The sequence below is a fragment of the Paenibacillus agaridevorans genome (assembly GCF_018604145.1).
Classification (GTDB): Bacteria; Bacillota; Bacilli; order Paenibacillales; family Paenibacillaceae; genus Pristimantibacillus; species Pristimantibacillus agaridevorans.
The window spans coordinates 7,351,535-7,376,015 of record NZ_CP075889.1 but is presented as its reverse complement, the minus strand read 5'-3'; the positions used below and the strand labels follow the sequence as shown (position 1 = coordinate 7,376,015).

Annotated in this window: 25 protein-coding genes; 1 reads left to right on the top strand and 24 read right to left on the bottom strand. The window is 41.0% G+C overall.

Going from position 1 to position 24,481, the window contains the following annotated elements; genetic code table 11:
* Nucleotides 1-232 precede the first annotated feature (232 nt).
* From KJW29_RS29640 to KJW29_RS29585, 12 genes are all read right to left on the bottom strand, one after another.
* The gene (locus KJW29_RS29640) at nucleotides 233-2,044 is read right to left on the bottom strand and encodes a capsular polysaccharide export protein, LipB/KpsS family (RefSeq protein ID WP_214627335.1); all 1,812 of its coding nucleotides are present in this window, start codon (nucleotides 2,042-2,044) and stop codon (nucleotides 233-235) included.
* A 51-nt stretch (nucleotides 2,045-2,095) separates the two neighbouring features.
* Nucleotides 2,096-3,319, bottom strand: coding sequence for a glycosyltransferase family 8 protein (locus KJW29_RS29635; protein WP_214627334.1), 1,224 nt, complete (start codon nucleotides 3,317-3,319; stop codon nucleotides 2,096-2,098).
* A gap of 9 nt (nucleotides 3,320-3,328) precedes the next feature.
* Nucleotides 3,329-4,603, bottom strand: coding sequence for a glycosyltransferase family 2 protein (locus KJW29_RS29630; protein WP_214627333.1), 1,275 nt, complete (start codon nucleotides 4,601-4,603; stop codon nucleotides 3,329-3,331).
* Between the two features lie 16 nt (nucleotides 4,604-4,619).
* A complete protein-coding gene (glf, locus tag KJW29_RS29625) occupies nucleotides 4,620-5,783 on the bottom strand; it encodes a UDP-galactopyranose mutase (protein WP_214627332.1) in 1,164 nt (387 codons plus the stop codon).
* A gap of 17 nt (nucleotides 5,784-5,800) precedes the next feature.
* Nucleotides 5,801-7,123 (bottom strand): glycosyltransferase family 2 protein, encoded by a 1,323-nt coding sequence (locus KJW29_RS29620; protein WP_214627331.1) that lies wholly within the window; start codon nucleotides 7,121-7,123, stop codon nucleotides 5,801-5,803.
* 1 nt (nucleotide 7,124) lies between these two features.
* On the bottom strand, nucleotides 7,125-8,096 hold the full coding sequence (locus KJW29_RS29615; protein WP_214627330.1) for a glycosyltransferase family 2 protein: 972 nt from the start codon (nucleotides 8,094-8,096) through the stop codon (nucleotides 7,125-7,127).
* Nucleotides 8,093-8,899: a glucose-1-phosphate cytidylyltransferase gene (gene rfbF, locus KJW29_RS29610; RefSeq protein WP_214627329.1), complete on the bottom strand. Its 807-nt coding sequence runs from the start codon at nucleotides 8,897-8,899 to the stop codon at nucleotides 8,093-8,095. The genes KJW29_RS29615 and rfbF overlap by 4 nt, the downstream gene beginning before the upstream one ends.
* 20 nt (nucleotides 8,900-8,919) lie before the next feature.
* Complete coding sequence (locus KJW29_RS29605; protein WP_214627328.1) at nucleotides 8,920-10,467, bottom strand: glycosyltransferase; 1,548 nt, start codon at nucleotides 10,465-10,467, stop codon at nucleotides 8,920-8,922.
* Nucleotides 10,468-10,491: 24 nt separating this feature from the next.
* Complete coding sequence (gene rfbC / locus KJW29_RS29600; RefSeq protein ID WP_214627327.1) at nucleotides 10,492-11,058, bottom strand: dTDP-4-dehydrorhamnose 3,5-epimerase; 567 nt, start codon at nucleotides 11,056-11,058, stop codon at nucleotides 10,492-10,494.
* Between the two features lie 2 nt (nucleotides 11,059-11,060).
* Nucleotides 11,061-11,978, bottom strand: a complete 918-nt coding sequence (locus KJW29_RS29595) for an NAD-dependent epimerase/dehydratase family protein (protein WP_214627326.1) — start codon at nucleotides 11,976-11,978, stop codon at nucleotides 11,061-11,063.
* Nucleotides 11,979-11,991: 13 nt separating this feature from the next.
* On the bottom strand, nucleotides 11,992-13,053 hold the full coding sequence (gene rfbG, locus KJW29_RS29590; protein WP_214627325.1) for a CDP-glucose 4,6-dehydratase: 1,062 nt from the start codon (nucleotides 13,051-13,053) through the stop codon (nucleotides 11,992-11,994).
* Nucleotides 13,054-13,388: 335 nt separating this feature from the next.
* Nucleotides 13,389-13,586, bottom strand: coding sequence for a cold shock domain-containing protein (locus KJW29_RS29585; protein WP_087569424.1), 198 nt, complete (start codon nucleotides 13,584-13,586; stop codon nucleotides 13,389-13,391).
* 302 nt (nucleotides 13,587-13,888) lie between these two features.
* On the opposite strand from KJW29_RS29585, the gene KJW29_RS29580 reads away from it, so the two are divergent.
* On the top strand, nucleotides 13,889-15,823 hold the full coding sequence (locus tag KJW29_RS29580) for a tetratricopeptide repeat-containing glycosyltransferase family 2 protein (protein WP_214627324.1): 1,935 nt from the start codon (nucleotides 13,889-13,891) through the stop codon (nucleotides 15,821-15,823).
* Between the two features lie 60 nt (nucleotides 15,824-15,883).
* Here the strand turns inward: KJW29_RS29580 and fliT are convergent, their stop codons facing one another.
* From fliT to flgM, 12 genes are all read right to left on the bottom strand, one after another.
* A complete protein-coding gene (gene fliT / locus KJW29_RS29575; RefSeq protein ID WP_214627323.1) occupies nucleotides 15,884-16,231 on the bottom strand; it encodes a flagellar protein FliT in 348 nt (115 codons plus the stop codon).
* A complete protein-coding gene (gene fliS, locus KJW29_RS29570; RefSeq protein WP_087569427.1) occupies nucleotides 16,224-16,622 on the bottom strand; it encodes a flagellar export chaperone FliS in 399 nt (132 codons plus the stop codon). The genes fliT and fliS overlap by 8 nt, the downstream gene beginning before the upstream one ends.
* Nucleotides 16,623-16,638: 16 nt before the next feature.
* Nucleotides 16,639-18,123 (bottom strand): flagellar filament capping protein FliD, encoded by a 1,485-nt coding sequence (gene fliD / locus KJW29_RS29565; RefSeq protein WP_214627322.1) that lies wholly within the window; start codon nucleotides 18,121-18,123, stop codon nucleotides 16,639-16,641.
* Nucleotides 18,124-18,135: 12 nt separating this feature from the next.
* Nucleotides 18,136-18,525, bottom strand: a complete 390-nt coding sequence (locus tag KJW29_RS29560; RefSeq protein ID WP_087569429.1) for a flagellar protein FlaG — start codon at nucleotides 18,523-18,525, stop codon at nucleotides 18,136-18,138.
* Between the two features lie 236 nt (nucleotides 18,526-18,761).
* Nucleotides 18,762-19,517: a flagellin N-terminal helical domain-containing protein gene (locus KJW29_RS29555; RefSeq protein ID WP_214627321.1), complete on the bottom strand. Its 756-nt coding sequence runs from the start codon at nucleotides 19,515-19,517 to the stop codon at nucleotides 18,762-18,764.
* Between the two features lie 237 nt (nucleotides 19,518-19,754).
* On the bottom strand, nucleotides 19,755-19,997 hold the full coding sequence (csrA, locus tag KJW29_RS29550; RefSeq protein WP_214627320.1) for a carbon storage regulator CsrA: 243 nt from the start codon (nucleotides 19,995-19,997) through the stop codon (nucleotides 19,755-19,757).
* 11 nt (nucleotides 19,998-20,008) lie between these two features.
* Complete coding sequence (fliW, locus tag KJW29_RS29545) at nucleotides 20,009-20,443, bottom strand: flagellar assembly protein FliW (protein WP_214627319.1); 435 nt, start codon at nucleotides 20,441-20,443, stop codon at nucleotides 20,009-20,011.
* A 123-nt stretch (nucleotides 20,444-20,566) separates the two neighbouring features.
* Entirely contained in the window at nucleotides 20,567-21,139 is a 573-nt protein-coding gene (locus KJW29_RS29540; RefSeq protein ID WP_214627318.1) for a DUF6470 family protein, read from the bottom strand.
* Nucleotide 21,140: 1 nt separating this feature from the next.
* Nucleotides 21,141-22,046, bottom strand: coding sequence for a flagellar hook-associated protein FlgL (gene flgL, locus KJW29_RS29535; RefSeq protein WP_214627317.1), 906 nt, complete (start codon nucleotides 22,044-22,046; stop codon nucleotides 21,141-21,143).
* Nucleotides 22,047-22,079: 33 nt separating this feature from the next.
* On the bottom strand, nucleotides 22,080-23,615 hold the full coding sequence (gene flgK / locus KJW29_RS29530; protein WP_214627316.1) for a flagellar hook-associated protein FlgK: 1,536 nt from the start codon (nucleotides 23,613-23,615) through the stop codon (nucleotides 22,080-22,082).
* 15 nt (nucleotides 23,616-23,630) lie between these two features.
* Complete coding sequence (locus tag KJW29_RS29525; RefSeq protein WP_214627315.1) at nucleotides 23,631-24,122, bottom strand: flagellar protein FlgN; 492 nt, start codon at nucleotides 24,120-24,122, stop codon at nucleotides 23,631-23,633.
* Between the two features lie 24 nt (nucleotides 24,123-24,146).
* Complete coding sequence (flgM, locus tag KJW29_RS29520; RefSeq protein ID WP_108992291.1) at nucleotides 24,147-24,419, bottom strand: flagellar biosynthesis anti-sigma factor FlgM; 273 nt, start codon at nucleotides 24,417-24,419, stop codon at nucleotides 24,147-24,149.
* Nucleotides 24,420-24,481 lie beyond the last annotated feature (62 nt).

The following is a 24,481-nucleotide window of genomic DNA, read 5'->3' as shown; positions in this document are numbered from 1 at the left end:
AGCCCCCAATTCCCATTTGCACATTCAGCTGTTGCATATATCCCCAAACCTTATACCTTATTTATCGGGAATGAATGCTATTAAAATGAGCATTTTGCATAATTCGCTTGAGTCTAAGTGACAGCAGAACTCAATAGAAACCTAAGCTGAAATTGGTGGCTTTCGCTAGCCTACAAATTACTCACCGCTTTTGGGACAGCCCTTTTTTATTCTAGAAAATCAGAACGCCCCTTTACAATAGTAATGTTTGGGGCGTGTCCCAATTTTCATAAGATGGGCGTTCATCCATGTAGTTTTCTAATAATGTCTTATTGTTAATTATCATATCTAACAACCATCTTGTAGAGCGGTGATTCATTAGCGTGTCCCAGCTCTCTTCAATCCACTTCATAAAATCAGACGTGACATGACCAAAGGAATTATCAACACTGTTGTGCATGATTAGAGCAAAATATAATTTTGCTTTTAAGATTTTATCATCTGTCAATTTAATTTCTTGCTCTTGTAAAGCTTCGCTGATATATTGAAAATACTCTTTCTCGCTTTCAGCCTTTTTTACAAAGCCAGCGTTAGCATAATATACATCATTTTTAACGATAACGTTTTTCCCAATTAAGGCAGCTTCAACTCCAACTGTACTAGTGTTCGGTAGAATAACTGAAGCATTCTCAATTAATTCATACGAGTCAACATCAGCGCTAGCCGGAATGAATTCAAATAAAGGATGCCCGTCGAACTTCGAACGAAGCAGCGACTCTACTTCTTTTCCTGTGCCGAACCGCCGTTCATGTGGATGCTGTCTTACAATAACCTTAACTGAATGATTGGCTAGTATATACTCTATTGTTTTGACTAACCATTCATGAAAATAACCAAATACATCATGATCTCCAAAGGCAGCGCTGTCCCAAAAGATGTTCAGCGGTATTAGCACCGATTTTTGAATGCTTTTATTCGTTTTACCTTTAAAATTATTCTTCATATGGGTATCAGCAAACTCATAGAAATAAGATAATTGTGAATGAGATAACTCTTTATCCTCCATGAATCGAATATCTTTCTGCAGGACGGCAGGACCTGACTTTGAAAAAGTATATCCCCTAACATATTCATACGTGTAAACTTGTTTTCCGAATAGCTTGGCCAACTCATTCAATATTGAGAACTCAAAATGAATGCCAGTAAAGGTGACCACTTTGTGATAGTCGTGAGTACTTAAAAATCCTTTTATTGCTCTCGCATTTTTATACCACTTATATTCCACCTGTCTTAACAGTTCACTGTTATCATTCAAAACTATACTTCTCGTAAGCCAAACCTTATTGTAGTAAAGCTTTCTTTGAAGAATTTGTAGTTCTTGTTTATCTAATTCAATCTGATTAGATTCACTTAATTTATAAAACGGTATACCGGAAACATCCTGTACCTTCTCTAACAATTCAATAAATAGTTTATTTTGATATTCATTTACTCCATCATGTAGGAACGCGTCCCCAAAATAAGACTGATCGTTTAATAAAAATTCCACATTTACCCCTTTTGCTCTCAACATCATTCCTAATGCGATTTGCTGAAAGGGTATGACCATTCCAACCCACTCTTGAATCATTATGAGCAACTTCTCTTTTTCATCGCATGGATTTATCTCGATATCACGATAAGCACCTATAAACTTAATCATTTGTGGATAGTACTGTTTCATCTCAATATTCTCGTTTAATACATCACTCATCATCGTATTGAGAACATCAATAACTGTATAGTTACCCAGCTTCTTGTACTCATCCTCATCTTTTATCCGCTTCCAAAACCGATTACAAATTAATATTGTATAATCTTCGGCTGAATAATTCATATTCGTAAACTCATCCACACTTAATACGCGCTTACCGTATTTCTCCCTTGTGCTTGGCGTTGACTCAATGAAGAAATCCGCCCCATCCAAAATATTAAATCTATCATTAATGAATTCAAATCCAACTCCACTACCGAAGATTACATACTTTGGCGTATTTATATTGAGCTTCTTAGAAGATGAAGACACTATATTTGCACTCCTTTGCAAGGTCAGCCAGTTAGCCTCCCGCTATCTAAGCTACATTTTATTAAGATCGTAGATCACTGTTTCCAATGATAAAACTGGACATGAATCATCAAGATAATCACGGATTTGACGATAATGAGCGCATGCTGCCACTATAATCACATCAACGTCATCAAAGTGAGAGCCGTTTCTGATTTCAATCCCATTGCTGTATCCTTTAGCATTCTTATCGATAAGGTAAGAAACCTTTACTTCTCCTTTATCAAGATCAGAGCATAGTATTTCCTGCATCGGGTTCACCCCGTAGACAGCTATTTTATAAAAGTTCCTCTCTTGAAAATAGTGCTCCAGCTTCCGTTGCCTATCTTCTGTTTTCAACAATAGCAATGCCATGGCATAATACAACTTTAACGCTCGGTTTTGTTGGCCTAGGTTACTTGAGGATTCTTCGTATTCTGCTCGTAATTGTTCATAAAAAGGGGTCTTTTGAGCATAATCCCACCATAGATTTTCTATAATTGAACCAGGGCTTGCCACAGTAGCATTCCATGGTTTGTAATTAGGACTTAGGTAATGAATGATAGAAGCGAAGTGTTCCTCATTTGACTTAGCACTGCCGTATAATTGTTCAAAAAGTGCAGGAGGACAATTATAATCGGTCGCATTTACGATCCGGCATTTTGAACCCAAAGCCAAGTTAAAGATGTCCTGATCGAACCAAGTAAGTCGACTTATGTTTTCACCAGCAATTTGCAAGAAGTACTTAAACCCAACTCCCTCTTCTCGCATTTTGTGCAAATTAAACAACATGATTCCCGCATTAAAATATATACTTCCCTGTGGGATTTGCAACTTTCGCTTGAAACGATCCGTATTCAGCTCCAAATCTTCACAAGCGGCAATATAGTAATTATCCAAGTCAGTATCATAGAATTCCTGCAGCGATTTTCTAACGATAATATCAACATCCAAAGCCAGAACTCGATTAACCGATTGTGGCAATACGTCCGCTATAAACATCCTGAAATATAGAATTTCAGGAAATTGTTCCCTTACCGGGAACCCTGCTATAAGAGAAGTATCTATCGGTATCGGATGAATATGGTTGTTATAAAAATCCGCTTGTTCTTGAAGTAATGTAAAGTCCTCTGCCTCTAATTCGGAATGCATGACATAGACATTAATTTCAGTACCTACATGATTTTCATACAAAGAAGCAAGCATAACCAGCAAATATGAATAAAACTTTTTACTGGAAATCACCAGAATATCCATGTTAACCTCCTATACTCCTGAAACATAGTTAATATTCTTAACAAGCCCCAATTGATCAAGTTGTCGAGATATTGCACGCGCGGTGTTCATCGAACCCAGCACAATAATAAAATAATCTTCTGGCTTTTTGTATTTTTCCAGCTGGCTAAAAGGATAAACATGGATAGAGTTTGCTTTCTGTGCCTCAACAATATGGAAATTATCCAGTCGGCAGTTATTGTCCAGAATTCCGACAATTTGACTGCCCTCATTTGTGATACGCTGAGCAAAAGATACGGATAATTTGCCAGCTGGGCAAAAATAAATGTCTTTGCCTAATTGTTCGCTTTGAAATTGCACCTGCTTTCGTATGAACCCCCATACATAAGCAGCACAGCCAAGCATACCGTATTGTCGATATAAGGAAAGATTGACGGTGAAGCTTTCAAATTCAACATCCGAAGAAAAAAACTTATAGTCAGCGATTTCATCCAAAGACATTTTGTCTATTAACGACAAGGTGCTTGCATAAATGAAATGATCAACAGCTCGTTGTTTCGCTTCCGAGATCGCATTTTTCTGAATAAACAGATCCATTTGTTTCGAACAAAATTCGATCCCCTTATAATTCTCCTGTACTGTAAATGTATCTACCAAGGAATTTTCAGAAAAATGCCTGTAATAGAAATAAAAAATATCCGGCATGGTGTGTATGGTTTTGGCACTCAAAAAAGCTAAGCTGTTGAAGCAAATATCTTCATGAGTTTTAATATCAAAAAAAGTTAAGTTGTTATTCTTCAAAAAAGAATGATTAAACAAACTCCGCCATACGGCAAGGTGCAGGAGGGCGGCTTTGTCTGATAACAAATCATCTGCGTCATATTCCTTATCATGTTCAACAATTCGAACCTCGTGAGTTCCTTGTGGTGTAATTTCTTTGTGATTCAAAGTTAATATGTCTATTTGGGGATTTGCCCGCAAACGTTCGGCAATTTTATCAAACACCGTGTTATCAATCTTATCGTCACTATCCATGAAAAAGATAAACTGCCCTGTTGCCAATTCCATTCCTTTGTTCCGTGCCAGACCTGGGCCACCATTCTTTAATTGATGGATGGCCTTGATATGAGGGTACTCGCTAGCAAATGAATCACAAATTTCAGCGCTTCTATCTGTAGAAGCATCATTTACTAACAAGAGTTCATAATCGGCAAACTTCATATTTAAAAGTTCATTTATTGTCTCAATAAGGATCCGTTCCCTATTGTAAACTGGCATTATTATACTTACCAGTGGAAGTTCCATAAAGTTCACCCTTAAACTAGATTCTTCCTTTCAGTTCCTCAGCCACATCAAGCGCACGCCGCACAACATTATCCATGTTGTAGTATTGATAATCTGCCAATCTGCCGCAGAGTGTCAGATTGCTGAATTTCTTAGCTAGCTGCAGATATTTTTCTTTTAGAAGTTGAGTTTGATCGTTACCTATTGGATAATAAGGCTCGTTCCCTTGGTCAGCTGACTTATCGTAAGGAAGTGAATATTCTTTGGCAATGACTGTCCTCCCTGGAATATCTTGCACAGGTAGCTTGGTATACTCTGTGATACGAGTAAATGCAGCGTCCTTGGGATAAGCAACAATAGCTGTTTCCTGAAAGCTAGATTGTGGAAGCGAGACCCACTCAAAGACAAGTGAGCGATAGGGAAGTGCTCCAAATTGCCAACCAAACAATTCATCAAGGGCTCCAGTATAAATAATATGTGGGGCAGAATCTTTTTGGTAAGAAACCCGTCCCGTTTCTTCATCAAGTTCCAGATCTTGCAAAGCATCCGTCTGTAACTTTATGGATATTAGCGGATGATCCACCATGTTGCGGACCATTGCCGTAAATCCGCCCTCTGGTTGACATTCGAATTCATCATTAAAGTAACTATCTCTATCATTCAGCAATATAGGGACACGGCGTATGACGCTCTTATCGATTTCCTCCGGATCCCTTCCCCACTGTTTAGCTGTATAAGGGCGGAAATCTTCCTCAAACAGCATTTCAGCGTAACCTCTTATTGCATCATCATCTGACTCAAGCAGTTCAAAGACGGTAACCTTCTCTTGACCGGGATAAGCTCGCAGCAAACGAGAAATTAAATCCTCTGCGGTCTCCGAGTCATAAAGCATGCGAATGGATGTAAAATTAAAAGGACAAGGAACCGCAATCCCCTTAACGATCGCCCTGTAAGTCAACTTATAGGGATTCATCTTGACGAATCGGCATAAATATTCATACACACCGCGATCATTAGTATGAAAGGTATGCGGTCCATATCGCTGTACCAATATTCCGTGTTCATCCACTTCATCGAATGTATTGCCAGCGATATGTGCCCGACGTTCCAGCATCAAAACCCGCTTTCCGATTTCAGCCAACTCTCTTGCCAGAATACTTCCAGCAAGTCCGGTTCCAACAATTACAACGTCAAACTCCATCTTGTCCCCTCCAACCTTTAACAAACTAGCAGATTACTTTCCGGAACTCCATAGTTCACACACTGTTGATATAGAAGTTCATTCAAATCACGATAAATCGTTGCAATCAAAACAACGGTTCGTTCTTTTTGAGCATCGGTAAGTGTGTCCAAAATGGCTGGATCATCACATGACTTTCCTTGAATGGTTAGACCATGCATCTCCGTGTTATTATCTAAAAAAGCCATATTTGAGAATCTGCTGTAGTCTAACCAGCGCATAATATCCTGTGCATAACGACCACATGGCAATATATAAATCGAAGCAGGTGATAGACCTTCAACATAACCTACGATGCGCTGCCGCTCTGATGCAAAGTAAGTCGCAAGTGTTTCCCCGTTCAAATCGTCGGCTTCCATAAAAACTTGCAACCGTGCTAGTTCTTCATGCAAATCTTCCTTGATCAGTGACAAAACAGTTCGGACATGATTCAATATCTTCACTGCTTGCTGCCAACTTTCACTAGCCCATAAATCGCTATGCCCTAAAACCAATTTCAGTTCTTGGGCTAGTTTCGAAATAACAATTGATTTCTTGGCATCGAAATCCTTTACTTCCTGCAACAATGCAAGAAACTCAGCAAAGGATTGAACATGAGCAAGGGACTGGAGCTTAGCAGCAGAAGATGTAGAGTTTGCTCTGCGGCGATAGTAAAGGAACGGGTTTTCCAACAATGCAAAGGAGGATGCGGAGAACAAGATACGGAATGTTACAACGGCATCCAGCAATGGACAAAACCGCGCCTCTTCCAAGTGACTTTCAAACAAAGATCCATTTATAAGCGAGCGTTTAAAAATATATCGCCAATAGGCCAAATGATAATTAGGAATGGATTGAATATAACGAAGGACATCATCTGTCAAACAATAATCAATGCGACCACGGTCTAGTGATATATCTATCAAGGGATATGCATTCGCTTCCGTAAAGCTCATATAACGCCCTATAATCACGTCAGGAGCTTGCGTTTGAATAATTTCCGCCACCTCGCGCAGATATCCTCTCCTGACAAAATCATCCCCATCTATGATCTGCAAATAGGTTCCACGAGCAGTCTCCAATCCCGCTTTGTGAGCGCGATATAACTGCGAAGGCCGCTCAAGCGGAACAAACCGAACGTGATTGGGATAACGTTCAGCATAATCACGACAAATATCTGGGCTGTTATCTGACGAACCATCGTCAACGACAACGATTTCATAATCAGAAAAGCCTTCTTGATGCACAAGGCTGTCTAAACATTCGCCAATATATTTATCAAGATTACATACGGTTATGATGATGCTTATCAAAGGGTTCATATCATGGGTTCCCTCCATTTTGTTCGTTTAACACAAGAGCGTTCATAAGCTTTTGTTCTCTCTCTGTGATCCATGGAGCATGAAGGAATTCCTCTGCATGAGTGAGCAATTCTACTTTCATGATATCTAATTGTTTCTCGCAGCCCTTCCCTCGACCATGATGGATCTTCTCTACCATTGAAATCATATATGACCATGCTGCATATCGTACGTGCTTGCACTCCTCCGGTACATGCTCAGAAATATAAGCAACCCTATCTTGCTGCATGGCTAAATACTCATCCAAAAGTTCAGGCCACACAATATCCTGTTCAAGAAATGAGGTGGTATTGTTCGTATGCTTACAAAATCGGTATGTCGGGATTCCATGAGCAACCGCTTTATTAATATTCGCAAGCAGGCGATACGTCACATGAATGTCGTCGATTATTTTCCCAGGGACATAACGGATTCCATCATATAACCTGCGCCGGTAAAGCTTCGTTTGGGTCCCTGTATTAAACTTCTCTCGCTTGAGAAATTCACTTACCGTCTCGGCGCGATTCCAAACATATGTCCCTTCATACACATGATTCGGCTCTATTAGTCCATTCGTTTCATGAACCGAGCCCGAAATAGCAACATCCGCTTGTTGTTGAACGATCAGCTGATGCAGCAACTTAAGATGGTTGGGTTCGCAATAGTCATCATCATCCAGATGAATCAAATATTCACCTATAGATTCCTGAATCCCAAGATTTCGAGCGGGTGCAGGACCTTGATTTTCGGCAATAGAGAAAACACGAATAGCAGAGGACTTTTCCGAATAGGCGCAACATATTTCATCGGTTTTTCCATCATCTGTTGAACCGTTGTTGATGAGTAGGATCTCGAAATCACGAAACTCTTGCTCCAGCAAGCTATCCAACATTCGCGGCAAATACATCCAACGGTTATAGGTGGGAAGAACTACGCTAATAGACGGACTATTCATACACGATTCTCCGATTTCCTGTTTTCATCCCAGATCTTCCATGGGGCATTCTTGCTTGACCAATAATTCTCCAAAACCAATTTGTCGCGCAAAGTATCCATACAGTGCCAGAATCCGTAGTGCTTATACGCGCATAAAGCGCCATTAGCACTGAGATTCTCCATAGGCTCTTTCTCGAGAACGGTAAAGTCGCCATCTAAATAGTCAAAAACCTCTGGCTCCATGACCATAAATCCACCGTTGATCCAGCCGCCTTCCTCAACTGATTTTTCGGCGAAACCAATTACATCCGTTCCCGCATTATCAAGGTTTAGAACACCGAAACGCCCCCCCGGCTGTACAGCCGTAAGTGTCACTGTCTTCTTATGGGTTCTGTGATGATCGAGTAATCGAGGAATATCAATATCGCTCACACCATCCCCGTAGGTGAGCATAAACGTTTCGTTATTAATATGTTTCTTAACGCGCGCGAGCCGTCCTCCCGTCAAAGTCGAGAGACCCGTATCAACCAAGGTAACACGCCATGGTTCTGCTACATTCTGATGGATCACCATTTGATTGTCATTACGGAAATCAAACGTAACATCAGACATATGCAAGTAATAATCCGCAAAGAATTCTTTAATCATGTGCGCTTTATAACCGAGGCAAATCACAAAATCATTAAAGCCGTAATGCGAATATATTTTCATAATATGCCACAGTATGGGGAATTCACCAATTTCAATCATTGGTTTGGGACGCACTTGACTTTCTTCACTTATACGGGTACCGAGTCCCCCTGCGAGAATAACTACCTTCATGTTCAGTCCCCTTTAATAAGTTAATCGTTCAATGAATTCAGAATGTTCCAGTACAATAGCTGTATATCCTTATCGTTTGGCCACAGGACCTTAGCAGAAGCTGCCATGACTAAAGCGAGCGGAAACTCATCAATTAATGTAGCTACATAAATGCGATAATACATTGCAATCCGGTTCAGTGGTGATTGCTGACTGATTTCCTCAATCAAATCGCACGCTTTCGACATATCTTCTTGTTGAAAGCTTTCAATTAATAAATTCTCTTTCTCAGTGAGAGAATCATCCCGATCCCTAGAATCGATTTCCTCGACTAGTAGCTGTGGATGTTCATAATAGTACTCTAGAATCTGTCTAGAACAACTCAGAAACCACTTCTGACCATATGATAGATTGTTGTTTTCTTGATTAACCTTTAGAATGAACCCTCTTCCAGCACGATTCTTATTTTGAGGATCACATACACAGGACAATAGCAAAGGAAAATATAGTTTAGTATCTTGTGGAACTTGTTCCATTAGATAAACAAGACGGGATAAGTAGGATCCCCAAATTACGTTTTTCTCTTGTTCGGAATTCATTGCTCTACGGATATAAGGCTCACAAGCGACAAAAATTTGAGCAAAAGAGGATTCCAAGTAGGAACTCACTATATTATTACTAAATAAATCACCCAGTCTCTCGAGCGTTTTTAAAGGCGAAACCATATTACTGGTATGATTTAATCCGTTTAATGCTTCCACTATATAAGTCCAATGTAAATTAAGTAGGAAGGTCTCATTTTCTGAAGATCGAATGTTCAATTTGTCCAAAACATTAAAGCCTGCCGAGTATAAAATGTCCGCTTCGCACAAACGAAGATAACCAAATGGGCGAGTATTATAGGACGAGTTTTTTCGGCTCAGAAAATAATAAAGAGGTCGATCAATACAAACAAGCATCCTACAACGAACCAGATAGTTCAACATAACAACAGTATCAATCGTCCATGATAAAGGTTCAATGTTATCCCAGCATTCCGAATGATGACGAATGAAAAAATCCTTTTGAAATAACTTCCCCCACCAAGTTCGCATGCCATTATATAGTTGAACGAAGTTGACTCCAATTTCCTCGATTTTATCCATTTCAACCCTTGGGGGTGTGCGTTGTCCAACAACTTCATTCGTTTCTTCGTTCACAAAGTAATGCCCGGCAACCACCATGTCAGCAGATGCTCGCTTGGCCGCACTATACATAACTTCTGCAAAATCGGGCGCTAAGTAATCATCTGAATCTATAATAGAAAAGTATTCACCCGCAGTCTCTTCAGTATATGGCCACCAACCTGTCTGAAAAGGGGTTATTCCTTCTTGACTCACATTGTTTTTTTCATTTTCGACAACATGAATACGCGAGTCCAACTCCGCATATCGCCTAATTATCTCGCCAGTAGAGTCGGTAGAGCCATTGTTACGGATGCAAAGAACAATGCTGCTTTCTGTCTGGTTAAGGACACTTTCGATTGCTTTTGCAATATACTTTTCTGCATTATATGCCATCATTAAAAACGTAACTTTTATCTGTTCCATAAGCATCCTTTCATTCCCAGAAGATTAGAAGCCACCGTATACATCTACAAACTGGGCAAATGTCTGTAATTTCTGATCCTTTGCAGAAAGAATGACACTTCCGTCTACTAGGTTTAATGGCCATTCTATAGCCAATACCGAATCGTTCCATATGATGCCATCATCATATTCGCCGTAAAATTTTTCTGCGCATTTGTAAGACACGATGGATTGTTCTAATACTAGATAGCCGTGCCCGCAGCCTGCAGGTATAAGCAGCTCATCGTTCGATTCTCCAGACAAATAAAATCCCTGCCAATTGCCAAAGGTTTTTGAGTTCTTACGCAGATCTACCACGACATCGAAGATATGTCCTTGAACGCATCGGACCAATTTCGCCTGCTGTTTAACACGTTGGAAATGAATAGCACGTATAACTCCCCTATGGGAATTAGTATAGAAAACTTCTTCCAAATTATGACGAATCCCATTCTTCTCGAAAACTTCACGAGAATAATCCTTTATAAAGTAACCACGCTCATCTTCGGCTATAAAAGGTTTTATAAGCATCAATCCTTCTATTTCTGTGGCGTGAAACGAAAAGTTCTGCATGATTATTGATCCTCTCTTTGAACCCATTTCATCGTTCTTACAATACCTTCGGAAAAGGAAATTTCGGCACGAAAACCTGTATCCCGCTCGGTTTCTGAGCAGTTGAATACCTCCATCGGAAGATTAACGCCAGTAAAGGGAACATCCCCGAATTGAAACTCTTTTTCCGGTGCAAGCTGTTCTTTCATTTCGAGGATGAATTCTCTCAACGGACGTGCATTGGAGCTTCCAATAACGTACTCATGATTCGATTTCCCGTTGTCACCAATTAGATATAATGCTCTAGCCACATCCGCCACGTGAACAAAATCATAATTTTGTGTCCCAACTGTAAATTGTAAAGGCTTGTCATTCATTATATTGCGGAGCGTCGTATTGATAAAACGCGGGGATATTTCCCCTTCGCCAAATGCGTTAGTTATAACCGCCCATAGATGATCAATTCCAAGTTGAGCGGCCACAGACTTACTCATGCAATGGGCAATCAACTTCCCTCCACCATAAATGTAGCCCATCCCAGGCTCGCTTCCTTGGGAAAACGCAACCGTCGTCGTTTCTTTCTCCATAATACTTCCCGCACCTACGAATCGCTTACAGCCCATTTCCTTTGCAACTCGAACACTATCCACTGTCCACTGCGCATTTTGCAGCTGCAAGGCTGTATCAGCACGCGATGGACCTGCACTCCCTGCCCAAGCTAAATGATAGAAGACATCGATATCTGTATCGGCAATCTTATCTTTTAGATCACAAATCCGGCTTATATCAAAAGAAACAAAACGCACTTTCTCGTGATTCGGAATATGATCGTCTCTTCCTTCACGCCCCGCAGCAATAACCGATACATTTTGTTTTAATAATTCATTTATGAGAGCTGCACCCAAGAACCCGTTCGCACCCGTTACCAAAGCCTTTTTCAAAGCGCACCCTCCTTTATCCCTCTGCGTAGGCTAGAATTTGTCGATTCATAACTTCGCTAATGTTTTCACCATTTTGATAGGCTTTACTCCACTCAACCGTTTTCTTTAAAGCATCCTCAATATGCCACTTTGGCTTCCAACCTATAGCGCTTTTGAACATGGAACAATCGAGTTTTAAATAATGCGCTTCATGAGGTGCGTTCTCTTCGGGTATGCAATTCCATGATGCCGATTCTCCCCAGATTCCGCAGAACATATCCACTAGCTCCCCTGTGGAAACACAATCTTCATCATCTGGTCCGATATTATAGGAACCCGCGAATTTTGAATTCTCTAATTGCGATATTGCCAATTGAAGATAGGCAAATATGGGTTCAAGCACATGTTGATACGGGCGGGTAGAGGCTGGATTGCGTACAATAATTTCACGATTTGCTGAGACAGCTCGCACACAATCGGGAATAATCCGATCTATTGCAAAATCGCCACCACCAATTACATTGCCTGCTCTGCAGGTTGAAATCGCACAACTTTGTTGTCGGAAAGAAAAAAAGGAATTGATATAACTTGAAGTCACTAATTCAGAGCACGATTTGGAATTAGAATATGGATCAAAACCATTTAATTCATCGTTTTCACGATATCCCCAACCCCACTCTTTATTTCGGTAAACTTTATCTGTTGTTACATTGACTACCGATTTCACACTATCACAACCGCGCACGGCTTCCAATAAATTAACAGTTCCCATTACATTAACTGCATATGTATCAACCGGGTTTTTATATGATTCCCTAACCAATGGCTGGGCTGCCATATGAATCACGATTTCTGGCTGATAAGTAGCGAAACAATCCTGTAATCTCTTTAGGTCACGGATGTCTCCCGTAATGGAAGATAATTTATTGTCTACTTCTGACAATTTAAACAAACTGGGTTCGGTTGGAGGTGCAAGGGCATAGCCGATAACCTCTGCTCCACTTAGAGTAAGTACCTTGCTCATCCATGACCCTTTAAATCCTGTATGTCCTGTAACCAGAACTTTCTTTCCTCTATAACGATCTAGAAGTCCCATATCCACCAGCACCTTTTTAATGAGCATATATATATTAGTATATCGAACATTCCACCCATAAAATTAAGGGTAAATGCTCGCTGATCGACAAACGCTTCAGCAGATCACTGACATTCGGGAAGATCATCGATAGATTCACCAGATCGCAGTCCAACGAAACGGCTGATCTCCTGGGTAGGTCCACCACGTCGTTTGCCAACCCCAGTTAGGTATACACCCTAGAGATGGCGACTATGTTTGGTGTATAAAAAATAAAGCTCCGGGTTTCCCCGGAGCTTTGTGATAGGCACTGTCAATTGAACCATCTATTTCAGTGGCTAATAATAGCCGGATGATTACAGTTTGACTACGTTTGCAGCTTGTGGACCGCGTGCGCCTTCAACGATGTCGAATTCAACCGCTTGACCTTCTTCAAGCGTTTTGAAGCCTTCGGATTGGATTGCGGAAAAATGAACAAATACGTCGCCGCCTTGCTCAGTCTCGATGAATCCATAGCCTTTTTCTGCATTAAACCATTTTACTTTACCTTGCATTCGCAAACATTCCCTTCATCTTCAAATACTGTGAGGCTTCAATGAGGTCTGGCCCACAAATTGACTATACCACCGAAATCATGGAATTGTCAAACAATTTCTTGGAAGCGGATACATCCGCGGTTTTATTAGACATCCGAGCTAACAGATGATGGTCTTTTTAATCATTTGTTTGTCTTGATTTACTACATATTATGTAGACATCTTACACAGGCAGCATTCTAATATAATAAGTGCGATCTAAATGACGATATAATATATAATACTGATTATAATATCGATAAGTTAGGAGATCTAGCATCGTGGAGAAGCTCTTATCTATATGCATGATTGTAAAAAACGAGGATGATGTTCTGGAACGCTGTCTCAAGAGTGTAAATGATTTAGCTGATGAACTCATTATTGTCGACACAGGTTCAACCGATTCAACGAAGAAAATTGCCGCTTTATATACCGATCACGTATATGACTTCAAATGGGTAAATGACTTCTCAGTTGCTCGAAATGAAAGTATTCGGCACGCAACATCGCAATGGGTGCTCGTGTTGGATGCCGACGAATATATTAATCCTGATGATATTGCAAGGATTCGCTTGTTTTTACAGGAAGAAGCGATAACTCCTTCATCCATATACACCATATCTGTAGTAAGCTACGTTGGGCAATCAATCCATTCGACCAAATTAACGGAAGCATCGATACCTCGATTATTCCCTAACTTCCAAGGCATTCAGTATGAACGCCCCATTCATGAGCAGCTGATAAATACTTCCGGCGAAACATTAAGAGTTACTGCCTCCCCAATAACCGTGTTTCATACCGGTTATATTCTGGACGTCATAGATAAAAAGGGAAAGCAGCAAAGAAACGAAAAAATATTTTCAGAACTAAAGAAAAAAACGGGATTCACCCCATACGATCATTTTTGCGTAGGAAATGAATTCTCTGTTAAAGGGGATCTTAAAAAAGCGTTATACAGCTATGAAAGAGCATTCTCAAAAACAACATCGCAGCACCCTTGGAGGTTCGACTGTGCATCAAAAATATGGAATATATTTTTAAAGCTTGATCGCCTTTCTGACGCATGGGAGCTTAATGAAAAGTTTTTCAAAGCCTATGATAATTTTCCTGAATACCATTGCTTTCAAGGCATTATCTATGAACAAATGGGAATGTACGGAAAATCCAAATCTGCTTTCGAAAAATCTATTCAAAAAGCGGAACAGTTGTCGGCCAAGAGTAAATTTTGGTTGATTAACCCTTTGTATGGGTCAAGCATACCTCTAAATAGGTTGGCACATCTCGCCTCCATAGAGCAGGATTTGAATAGTTTCGTTTATTATCAAACAAAGATACTCCAATCTAATCCAAATGAATATAATGCACTGAGTCAGCTTCTCGACGTTTTAGCAAACCATGAATCCGTCCAATCTGTTCAGCAATATATTGATAAACTATACCCTGAACTAAAGCAGAGAGACCTGCATATGCTTGTTAGCATTTTAACAAATATCGGGCAGACCGAGCTTTCAAAGATTTACTATTCCGAGTTAAACGATCCCTCTTTACTTCGAATGGAGATACAGCTTAAATATGCAATCTTACATGATCAACAACAAGTTTTCAGAGCACTTCTTAAATCGATAGATTTACCTATCGATCAAAGCAGTACACTTCGCTGCGTCGCAGCAGGCAATATATTGTGGGGAGTCTGCGAAAAATCTCTTGAAATCTTTCAAACGGCTGCAAATGAACTATCTATTCCAGCAGCATTATATGAAAAGCTCATTCATGATAAAGAGATACTCGATGAATGGTCAGATGAACAATCTCTCGCAATATTCGAGTTTGCATCCGAACTCTTCTTGTTGAAAAAATATGAGTTGTTCGACCGAGTAGTTCAACGAGCCGAGCATTCTGCGCTTCTAAACCTACTAGCTAATTTCTTTTTTAAAAAGAACCAAATTGATCTATCCGTGAATTACTATCAAATTGTACTGGAACGAAATGAGTTAACTGCTTCGGGGTGCGAGAACCTAGCGTTCCTACATTTCAATAACAACCTAATTGATGACGGTCTCGTCTTTCTTGAACGAGCAATTGAACTTGGCCCGGATTCGAAACAACTGCTTGGTTATTACATCAGTCATTCAAACAATGAGACAAAGAAGCTTCATTATATGAACCTGTTATATGATTATTTCCCTTTGTTACGCAAACTGTCTATTATAAAGTAGCTATACCGAATAGCAAACAAAAACCAGTTTCCGATTTTGAAACTGGTTTTTGTTTGCTATTCACTTCTTAAAATCTATAAACATACTCTCATAGTCGTATTCCGCGTTATAAGCTAGTTTTCTACTCTTATTTTGCTGATTTCGAAGCAACCAGTCACTTGCTTCATCCCTGTAATGCTCCATCTTTTTTAAGATGGTTTGATCCTGCGACAGTATCCATTTCAAGCTTGCCTTCTGCTCCTCATTTAACCCGCCACTCAATTTACTCTTGTTTATGAGGTCGGCACAAAGTTCATCTCGCTCCTCGACAAAAGTCTCCAGTTTCTCATAGTTAACTTTATCGATATTCTCGACAATCGTTACAGTTAAATCCCGAAGTCTGCTTAATAGCAGCGTCAGATCATGCACGATTCGCCCCTGCATGTGTGGTTGCATCGCCGGATTTACTAATCGTAACCCACGCTTCTTTTAATTCTGTCAGGAGTGTTACAACTTCTTCTGCCTCAGATGTGCTTTTGCGTAAATTGGATTGGATCAGCAAGTGCAACATGTATTCATATAATTGAACCAACTGTTTAGATATCTCGTAATCGAAGTTCAAGGTTGCGACAAGCTCATTGATAATCGCCTGCGCTTTTATCAAATTGTTATTCGCTTGTTCAATGTTCTTGTTGTCAATACCCTCAATTCCTAATTTGGTAAAACGGATTGCACCTTCATATAGCATGATTACCAACTTGGAACCATTCACAGTTTGAGCTTGTGCTTGACGATATTTATCATAAGGTGTTGTTATCAACCTTGACGCTCCTTTCTTACGATAACAAATTCGTGATACTGCTGCTTTGACTGTTTAGTTTATTAATTGCAGACTCCATTGCTGAAAACTGTTTATAATAATTATTTTCCCAAATAACGAGTTTTCGATTCTGTTCCGCTATTCGCGAATCGAGCTGATTAAGCTGATTTCCTATTATACTCGAGGCAAGAAATCCTGAAGTAAGATCTGCACTTATTCTAGATGTGCCCGCCTTGTTATAAAGATCATCCATCCCTTTTTTCGCAATATCCGTAATACGATTTAACATGCCTTTGGATGAAGCGTCAGTGCCAAATTGATTAGCTCCAAAAAAGGCGCTCAGCTTCTCCGGTTCCTGCTCAATAAGAGCACGCAGCTTACTTTCGTCCTCTAACTTCAACTGCCCCCTTGTGCCATAAGAGCCTGTTACAATACCCAAATCCATTATAGACACTGAACCATAATCTGTATCAACACCTGTAACCATAGATGTACGTAGCGAATTTGTGATCCCTGTGAGAATGCTATCATTTCTTAATAGCCCGCTCTTTGATTTTACTTCCCACTTTTCGATCTCGTCTTCTGTCATTCCTTCCTTCTGGTCATCTGTCAATGGTTTGTACGCACGAAAGCGTTCTTCGTTCGTTTTACCATTAATAAGCGACAGCAAGGAATTATACTCTTCAATAAAAGTTTTTACTGCCGATACGAGTTCGTCAGTATTAGCTGCAGTCGTAACCGTTGCGGTTCCTGCACTTTTCAATGTGATGGTAAGTCCATCATAAGAAATCGTATTAGATGAGCTAGTTCTCGGATCTGTACCGTTAATGGTGTACACCGCGTCTTGTCCAGCAACTGAAACTTCCGGAGCAATATTGCTAAACAAAGCGCCATCCAGGCTAATCGTGCCTGCACTAGCCCCTGTTACTTTATTTTGAACAACCAGATTCCCCGAAGCACTGTCGAAGGTAGCCGACACTTTTTCTCCATATTGGCTATTAATTTTTTTCACTAAAGATTGCATCGTATCGGTAGCTTCAAAGTTTACAGTTAATGTCTCTGATGAGGTGTCAGGTTTTGTTATTACGATATTAATAGATGAGCTGTTCGAAATTGCCCCTCCAGATGCAATAGTTACAAGAGAATCCCTGGTAATACCGGTAAAAGTAGCTGTCGCAGATGATGCCGTTGCAGTATTGGTTACATTAATGCTTACCGGAAGTCTTGTCGCATCCTTCCTCGCTACCACCGAGATCGCATCAGGATTAGTGCCGCTTGTCGAAGCCTTCAACGATTGATTATTAAACGTATTTCGCAAGCTTGTCATTTTGTCGTTCACTAAAGTTACTAATTTGGTACTCACTTCACGATAGGATTCACGCTGCCATTCGAGTGTCTGCTTTTCTTGTTGCAGCCTGTTCAACGGCCCTTTACGAGTCATCATTAGCTGCTTCACCATCGTGTCAATATCCATTCCTGATGCCAAGCCTGATAATCGCATCTAGCAACCTCCTTAAACCTTTTTGTCTATTATGATTCCTGCAAACTTCAATAAATTCGCTAAATAATCCAAGGTCTTTTCTGGAGGGATTTCGCGTATTACGTCTCCCGAATCCTTATTTACTACTTTTATTAAAAGTTGATTGGATTCCTCGTGGACTGAAATACTTAGTGAAGTATTCGGCCCTTGCAAATCCTTTACAGCAGCACTTAAAATCTTGTCCCATTGTTCGTCGCCAATGGATTTCTTTACACCTGTATCTGGTTGATTAAATATACTTGATGTTGGAGTAGGTGTAATCGGTTCAGAGTTTTGTTGATATTGTGCATACTCTCGAGCAACAGGCCGGCTCTCTGCCTGGCTTCCTCCGGAGTAGCTGCCACCGGCAATTCCAGTAATCATCTCATAACCTCCCGATTAACTCCTTTTATATTATTTATCGGTATATGACAGATTTTCATTAGTATATATAGTCATAACCACCGGCTTAGCCGGTGGATTCCATCAGCCCTATATCGTAAAGGTCAAAGGGATTTTTACGTATAGCTAAGCTTTCCTGAACCCCCAGTCGAACTGGGGGGTTCTTATACAAAAAAAGGACACCGATATTACTCGGCGCCCTAATTTTTCTAAGATGATTAACGGAGCAAGGAAAGAACGCCTTGCGGTTGTTGGTTCGCTTGCGCAAGCATAGCTTGGGAAGCTTGAAGAAGAATGTTGTTCTTTGTGAGCTCAACCATTTCCTTAGCCATGTCTGTGTCGCGGATACGGGATTCAGAAGCACTGATGTTTTCAATCGTAGTACCAAGGTTGTTGGAAGTGTACTCCAAACGGTTTTGAAGAGCACCCAATGTACCACGCGATGTTGTAACCGCTTTGATTGCAGCATCAACGTCAGACTCACCTGTCGAACCCAGCGATACAGTTGTTGCACCGATTGTAATGACAGTGCTTGCAACGTCACTTGTTCTGATGTCGATGGAATCGGACAGTTTCTTGCCGTTGAAGTTAGTCGTCGTTGTGATCTGCGTGATTTGAGAGTTCAGAGCATTCAACTCCGCAGTAATGTTTGCAGTATCATCAGAGCTGTAAGTTCCGTTAGCGGACTGAACGTTAAGCTCTTTCATACGAACCAACATTGCACTTACTTCGTTAAGTGCACCCTCCATTGTTTGAACGAAGGAGATACCATCTTGAACGTTCTTTTGGGATTGTTCAAGACCACGAATTTGAGCACGCATAGTTTCGGAAATAGCAAGACCTGCAGCGTCGTCGCCAGCACGGTTAATGCGAAGACCGGACGAAAGTTTCTCCATGGATTTTCCAGCCTTAACATCGTTCATTCCCATGTTACGGTGGTTGTTCAAAGCTGTGATGTTGTGATTAATACGCATTGATAATTCCTCCCTGAAATGTTGTGATTTCCACATCCTTGTGGTTAGCAGTTATTAATATAACGGCTATATTAATATTATCGGCGACATTTCGAAAATGTTTATAGCAGTCTTCATTTTTATCGAGCTGTATTTTTTGATGAGAGCGGAAATAGCCAGCCTAAGCTAGCCGGCATTCTTACATACATATAGAAAACTCGCGTCTCTGAAAAAAGACACGGGTTGCAAAATGTCTTCCTAAGACTTCTCTTTCTTCAACAAATTAAACTGTTCTTTAAGTTCTGCCATACTTATTGGAGACTGTTCTGCATCACGATTGGTATGCTCGACCGATACATACAACTCTTTTCTTAAGATTGTAACTTCCTTGGGTGCTGTTATGCCTAGCTTTATTTGGTCATTAGTGATCTCAACTATGCTTATTTCAATATCTTCCCCAATCAGTATTGATTCTCCTTTTTTTCTAGACAATACAAGCATTAAATCCCCCCTTACTCCATTTCTTGTTTTGTGAATAGTGATTGGCTTACTTTATACTTGCCGTCCGGCAATATATATTGTATACCTCGTTTGCTGGATAAATTGATTATGATCGGTGCAGCCAAGTTAACAGTCGCATTAGCAAGATTGTCCAGAATGGTTACAATGCTAATGATCTTCAGACTTGAGTCCTCTGCAATACTCAATTCATCTAATACGTAATCAGGCAAATCGAATTCATACTCCTGAAAAAAATCAAAAGGCGATACGATTATAAATGATAGTGCACCGTCGTCGATTGAGTGTAGATACATAAACGGGCTGTCTTCCACTGCGATCACTTTAAATCTTTTATGCTCTTTGAAGCCAGGTATTCCATTTTTAAAAGAAATCACTTCATTTTCTTCGTATTCTATTTCACCTAAACGTGATGATTGTATCCGCATAACTACACCTCATTTCACTATTTCGCGATACGACAGTTGGATATTGTTCGTAGTGCATATCTGTTCCAAAAATAAAAAAACCGTATAAGTTTGCTACACCTATACGGATTCCCAAAATCATGGCTATCCAAACATATCAACTTTGGGTACACTTATTTGAAGAGACGGATAACGTTCCATGTAAATTTGCAACTGCCCCCTTGTGAATGAGACCTCCACCTTTTGGGGACGGATATCAATCTCTACATGACCACGATTAAAGTTAATGTCCGGTTTTGAAATTTCAGCCTCAAACTGTACATTATCATACGAAGCAGAACCATAAACTTCAATTTGCACCGGCTCCTTCGTAAGATTAGACCAAGCAACTTCACCAACTTGGTCGACGTCAGTCAGTATCTCTCCAATTCTGTTGTACTCCTCCACGGTGCCTCTGACTGCTTCTACAACGAACTTACCACTTTGATTATATATACGGTTCATATACTGCAGATGACTGCCGCCATTAAGCGCATCCCACATCGCGGACATATCTACGACAACGACAGGTTGCTCCGATTTAACATTCAAAATGGACGGTTCGGTCTGAATATTCATTTGTGCTCTCGGCTGAGAGATATCAAATTTTCCTGCCTCACTTTTCATGCCGATTTTAGCGTTAACGGATTGGATTTGCAACTGTGGTATAGGCATCATGTTATCTTAGAAAATCCACCAATGATTTACTAACGATCTTGGCTCCAACAGAAAGCGAAGCCTGATAAATATTTTCGTTGATCTGAGCACCAATAAGCAGTTTTTCGAAATCAGCATCTTCGGTTTTTGACTGCATACTAGTTAAATTAATATTTAAATCTCCAAGTCTATTCTGAATCAGCTCTACCCGATTCGTTCGAGCACCAAACTCCGACCGTATATTTAAAATTCGATTAATACTTATGTCTATATTTGAAAACTCAGCATCAATAGAATCATGCAAACCGCTCTCTAGTCCTGTTATTATTCGATCCAATACGGAGAATACATTATCTGTCGTACCTGCGGGATCCGCAATACCGAATACTTTCTCACCTGGCTGATTAATATCCAATGTCATATTAAAACCAACGGCGTATTGTATCGTTCCATTATCCGTTTCAGAAGCTTTTGGGTTTGTTTTGCTGTAGGGAGCTTGGTCATAATTCTCCCCATTAAATATATATTTTCCATTAATCTTGCTATTCGCGATATCTACAAGCTGATTCTTCAGTTGAATGATTTCATTTTTGACGCTATCAAGCGCAACTTGCGAGTTGGTTCCATTTGAAGCTTGAATAGATAAATCTTTAACCCGTTTCAAAACATCTCCCGCCTGACTGAGCACTGTATCATTAAAGTCAAGCCAAGAGAGCGCAGCGTCTACGTTCTTCTGATATTGCTCCGTGGCCGATAGTTCCGAGCGGTACCGCAAGGAATATGTAATACCTACCGGATCATCGGATGCTTTGTTGATCTTGCGACCAGTCGCCGTTTGCTGTTGCAACTGCTCCATTTGGGTCATATTCCTGTTTAAGTTTCTAGACAATTGCAAATGCATCATACTCTGTGTTACTCGAAGCGTCATACTCCTGTTCCCCCTTAGCGATATCCGCTTAAATTAGCGGCCAACGACTCCTGTTCCATTGATAAGCTTATTCAGCATCTCGTCGAATGTAGTCATGAATCTTGCAGATGCGCTGTAGGCATATTGGTACTTAATCAGATCGGACATTTCTTCGTCCAAAGAAACACCGCTGACGGATAATCTGTTGCTTTGAACTTGGTCCAATTGCATCTGTGAGTTGTTGTACAGTCTATCCGCTTCCTGACTTTGAACGCCAAGAGCACCGACAACGGCACCATAAAAGTCGTTAACCGTTGCTTGAGTAATACCTCCGCCTTGTGCAGTCTCATCAAAAGCAAACTTTACGTTTTTTAATTCGGACATGAGGAGCGCCAATCCGTTGTTCCCTTTAATTACGCTTGTTACTCCGCCACCGTCAGTAGTCGTGCGCAACGAAGTAGCGATTTTGTTGGAGTCGGCCGCTATAGATGCATTAAGCTGATAATTCCAACCTGTCAAACTGTTCGGATCAGCGGTAAAGACGAAGAAATCTTGTCCGGCAGTAGCCGGATCCTCTAACGTGTAACCAAGCTTATGCAATCCATTAATACCGTTAACCGTAATGGTTTGGTCGGCAGCAAGCGGCACGGTAGTACCAGGCAGAACCGACCCTTTGGGTATCGTAACCTCGATTTCCCCATTTGCAATCGTATTCGCTAGCGTGTGCAACTGACTCGCGAATTCCGTCACGTATTTATCGCGGGATACGATCATGCCATGAACTTCTCCGCCCTGCAGAGATCCGCTAGTATACGCGGCTTCCAGCGTTCCCGCATTGACCGGAGTGACTGTCGTTCCTTCCAACAGGTTCGTCGTCCCCATGTTAATGGTATAACCTTGGTTAGTTTCGGATACCGTAATGTTCATGATTTTGGAGAGCTTGTCCGTCATGAGATCCCGTTGATCCCTAAGATCGTTGGCACTATCGCCAATGGATTCGATTCTGCCAATCTCCCGGTTCAATGAACTAATGGTAGAGAGAAGCGAATTGGCTTCTGACGCCTTTACATCGACATTGGAAGTTAAATCCGCATGTAGATCCGTCAATTGACGATTCAGCTCGTTGAATGTATCCATTAACGCCTTCGATGTTTCCTGCAAAATTTCCCGTCCCGTTACGTTCTCCGGATCCTTGCTCAGGTCAGACCATGAGCTCCAGAACTTCTCCATGACTGCACGAATTCCATGATCAGAAGGTTCATTGACGTAGCCCTCGAGCTTGTTAAGCGTATCCGTCTGAATCTCCAAGCTGCCCACACCATGACTTTGTTCACGGTATTGCTGATCCAGGAAAGCATTGCGAATACGGGTAATTGAAGTAAATTCAACACCCGTACCAAGCTGTCCTGGTGCGTTCGAGCGATTTAAGCCATATGCCTCGATCGGCCTCGCTGCAACCATTGTTACCTTTTGCCGCGAGAACCCTTCTGTATTGGCATTAGATATGTTGTGACCAACCGTATTGATCGCAGCCTGCTGCGTGAAAATGCCTCGTTTTGCCGTCTCCAGCGAGTGGAAGGTCGATCTCATCGTTTCATCTCCTCGTTATGCTCTCGAATCGTACCAATTGCGCTTATTCCCGTTGATGCTCATTGGATGCTGGTACGTAACGTCCTCGTTGGGATCTTCGACCATAAGGCTGATCGAGAAGTTCACGAAATCCAATGACTGCTGGATGAGCATTTGGTTCTCTTCGTTAATTTGCTTGAGCCTGGTAAGTACGCAAATCAGCGACTCGTGCATCTCCATAAGCTGTCGCTTCTCTTCCGGATGGTTGACGGACTTGATGAGATCCGATAATATGCCGGAACGGTTGCGGAAGCCCAGCTCTTTGAAATGTCTGGCCGTCATGAGCAGCCTGCTTGTCTCCAACTCTTCGGCTTGGGCGGTCAGCAGCTTCTCTTTCTGCGTAAGAACGTTCAGCTTAACAACTTCGTTGGCTAGAATAAGCGGTTTTTTTTCTTCCTCGCAGACAAGCAGCCTCTCGTACAAGTTCAACTGCTTCTGCAATATTTCGATCATGCCTGTCATCGACATCCGCTCATCCCGCCTTTACTCCGTTCAATTGTTGTTGTTTAAATAAGGCAATAACTTCTCTGCAATCTTGCCTGCATCGACATGATAAGTGCCAGAGGCAACGGATTGCTTGAGCTCGTTCAGACGTTCTGTACGTTCCGTGCTGTTAAGCTTGCTCGTCGTCAGCATCTCCTTGGCTGCGGCCGAAATTTGCACTTCGTCCTTTTGTTTGGCCTTCTTGGCGCCTTCCGTCCTGAATTCCGATTGTTTCTGGTATGGATTCGTGCCGCCTATGCGATTGGTCTCGTTTATTTTCAATTTATCCACCTCATTCATTTACGGGAACTAAAAAAGCCGAATACCTTATGCAAGTATTATCG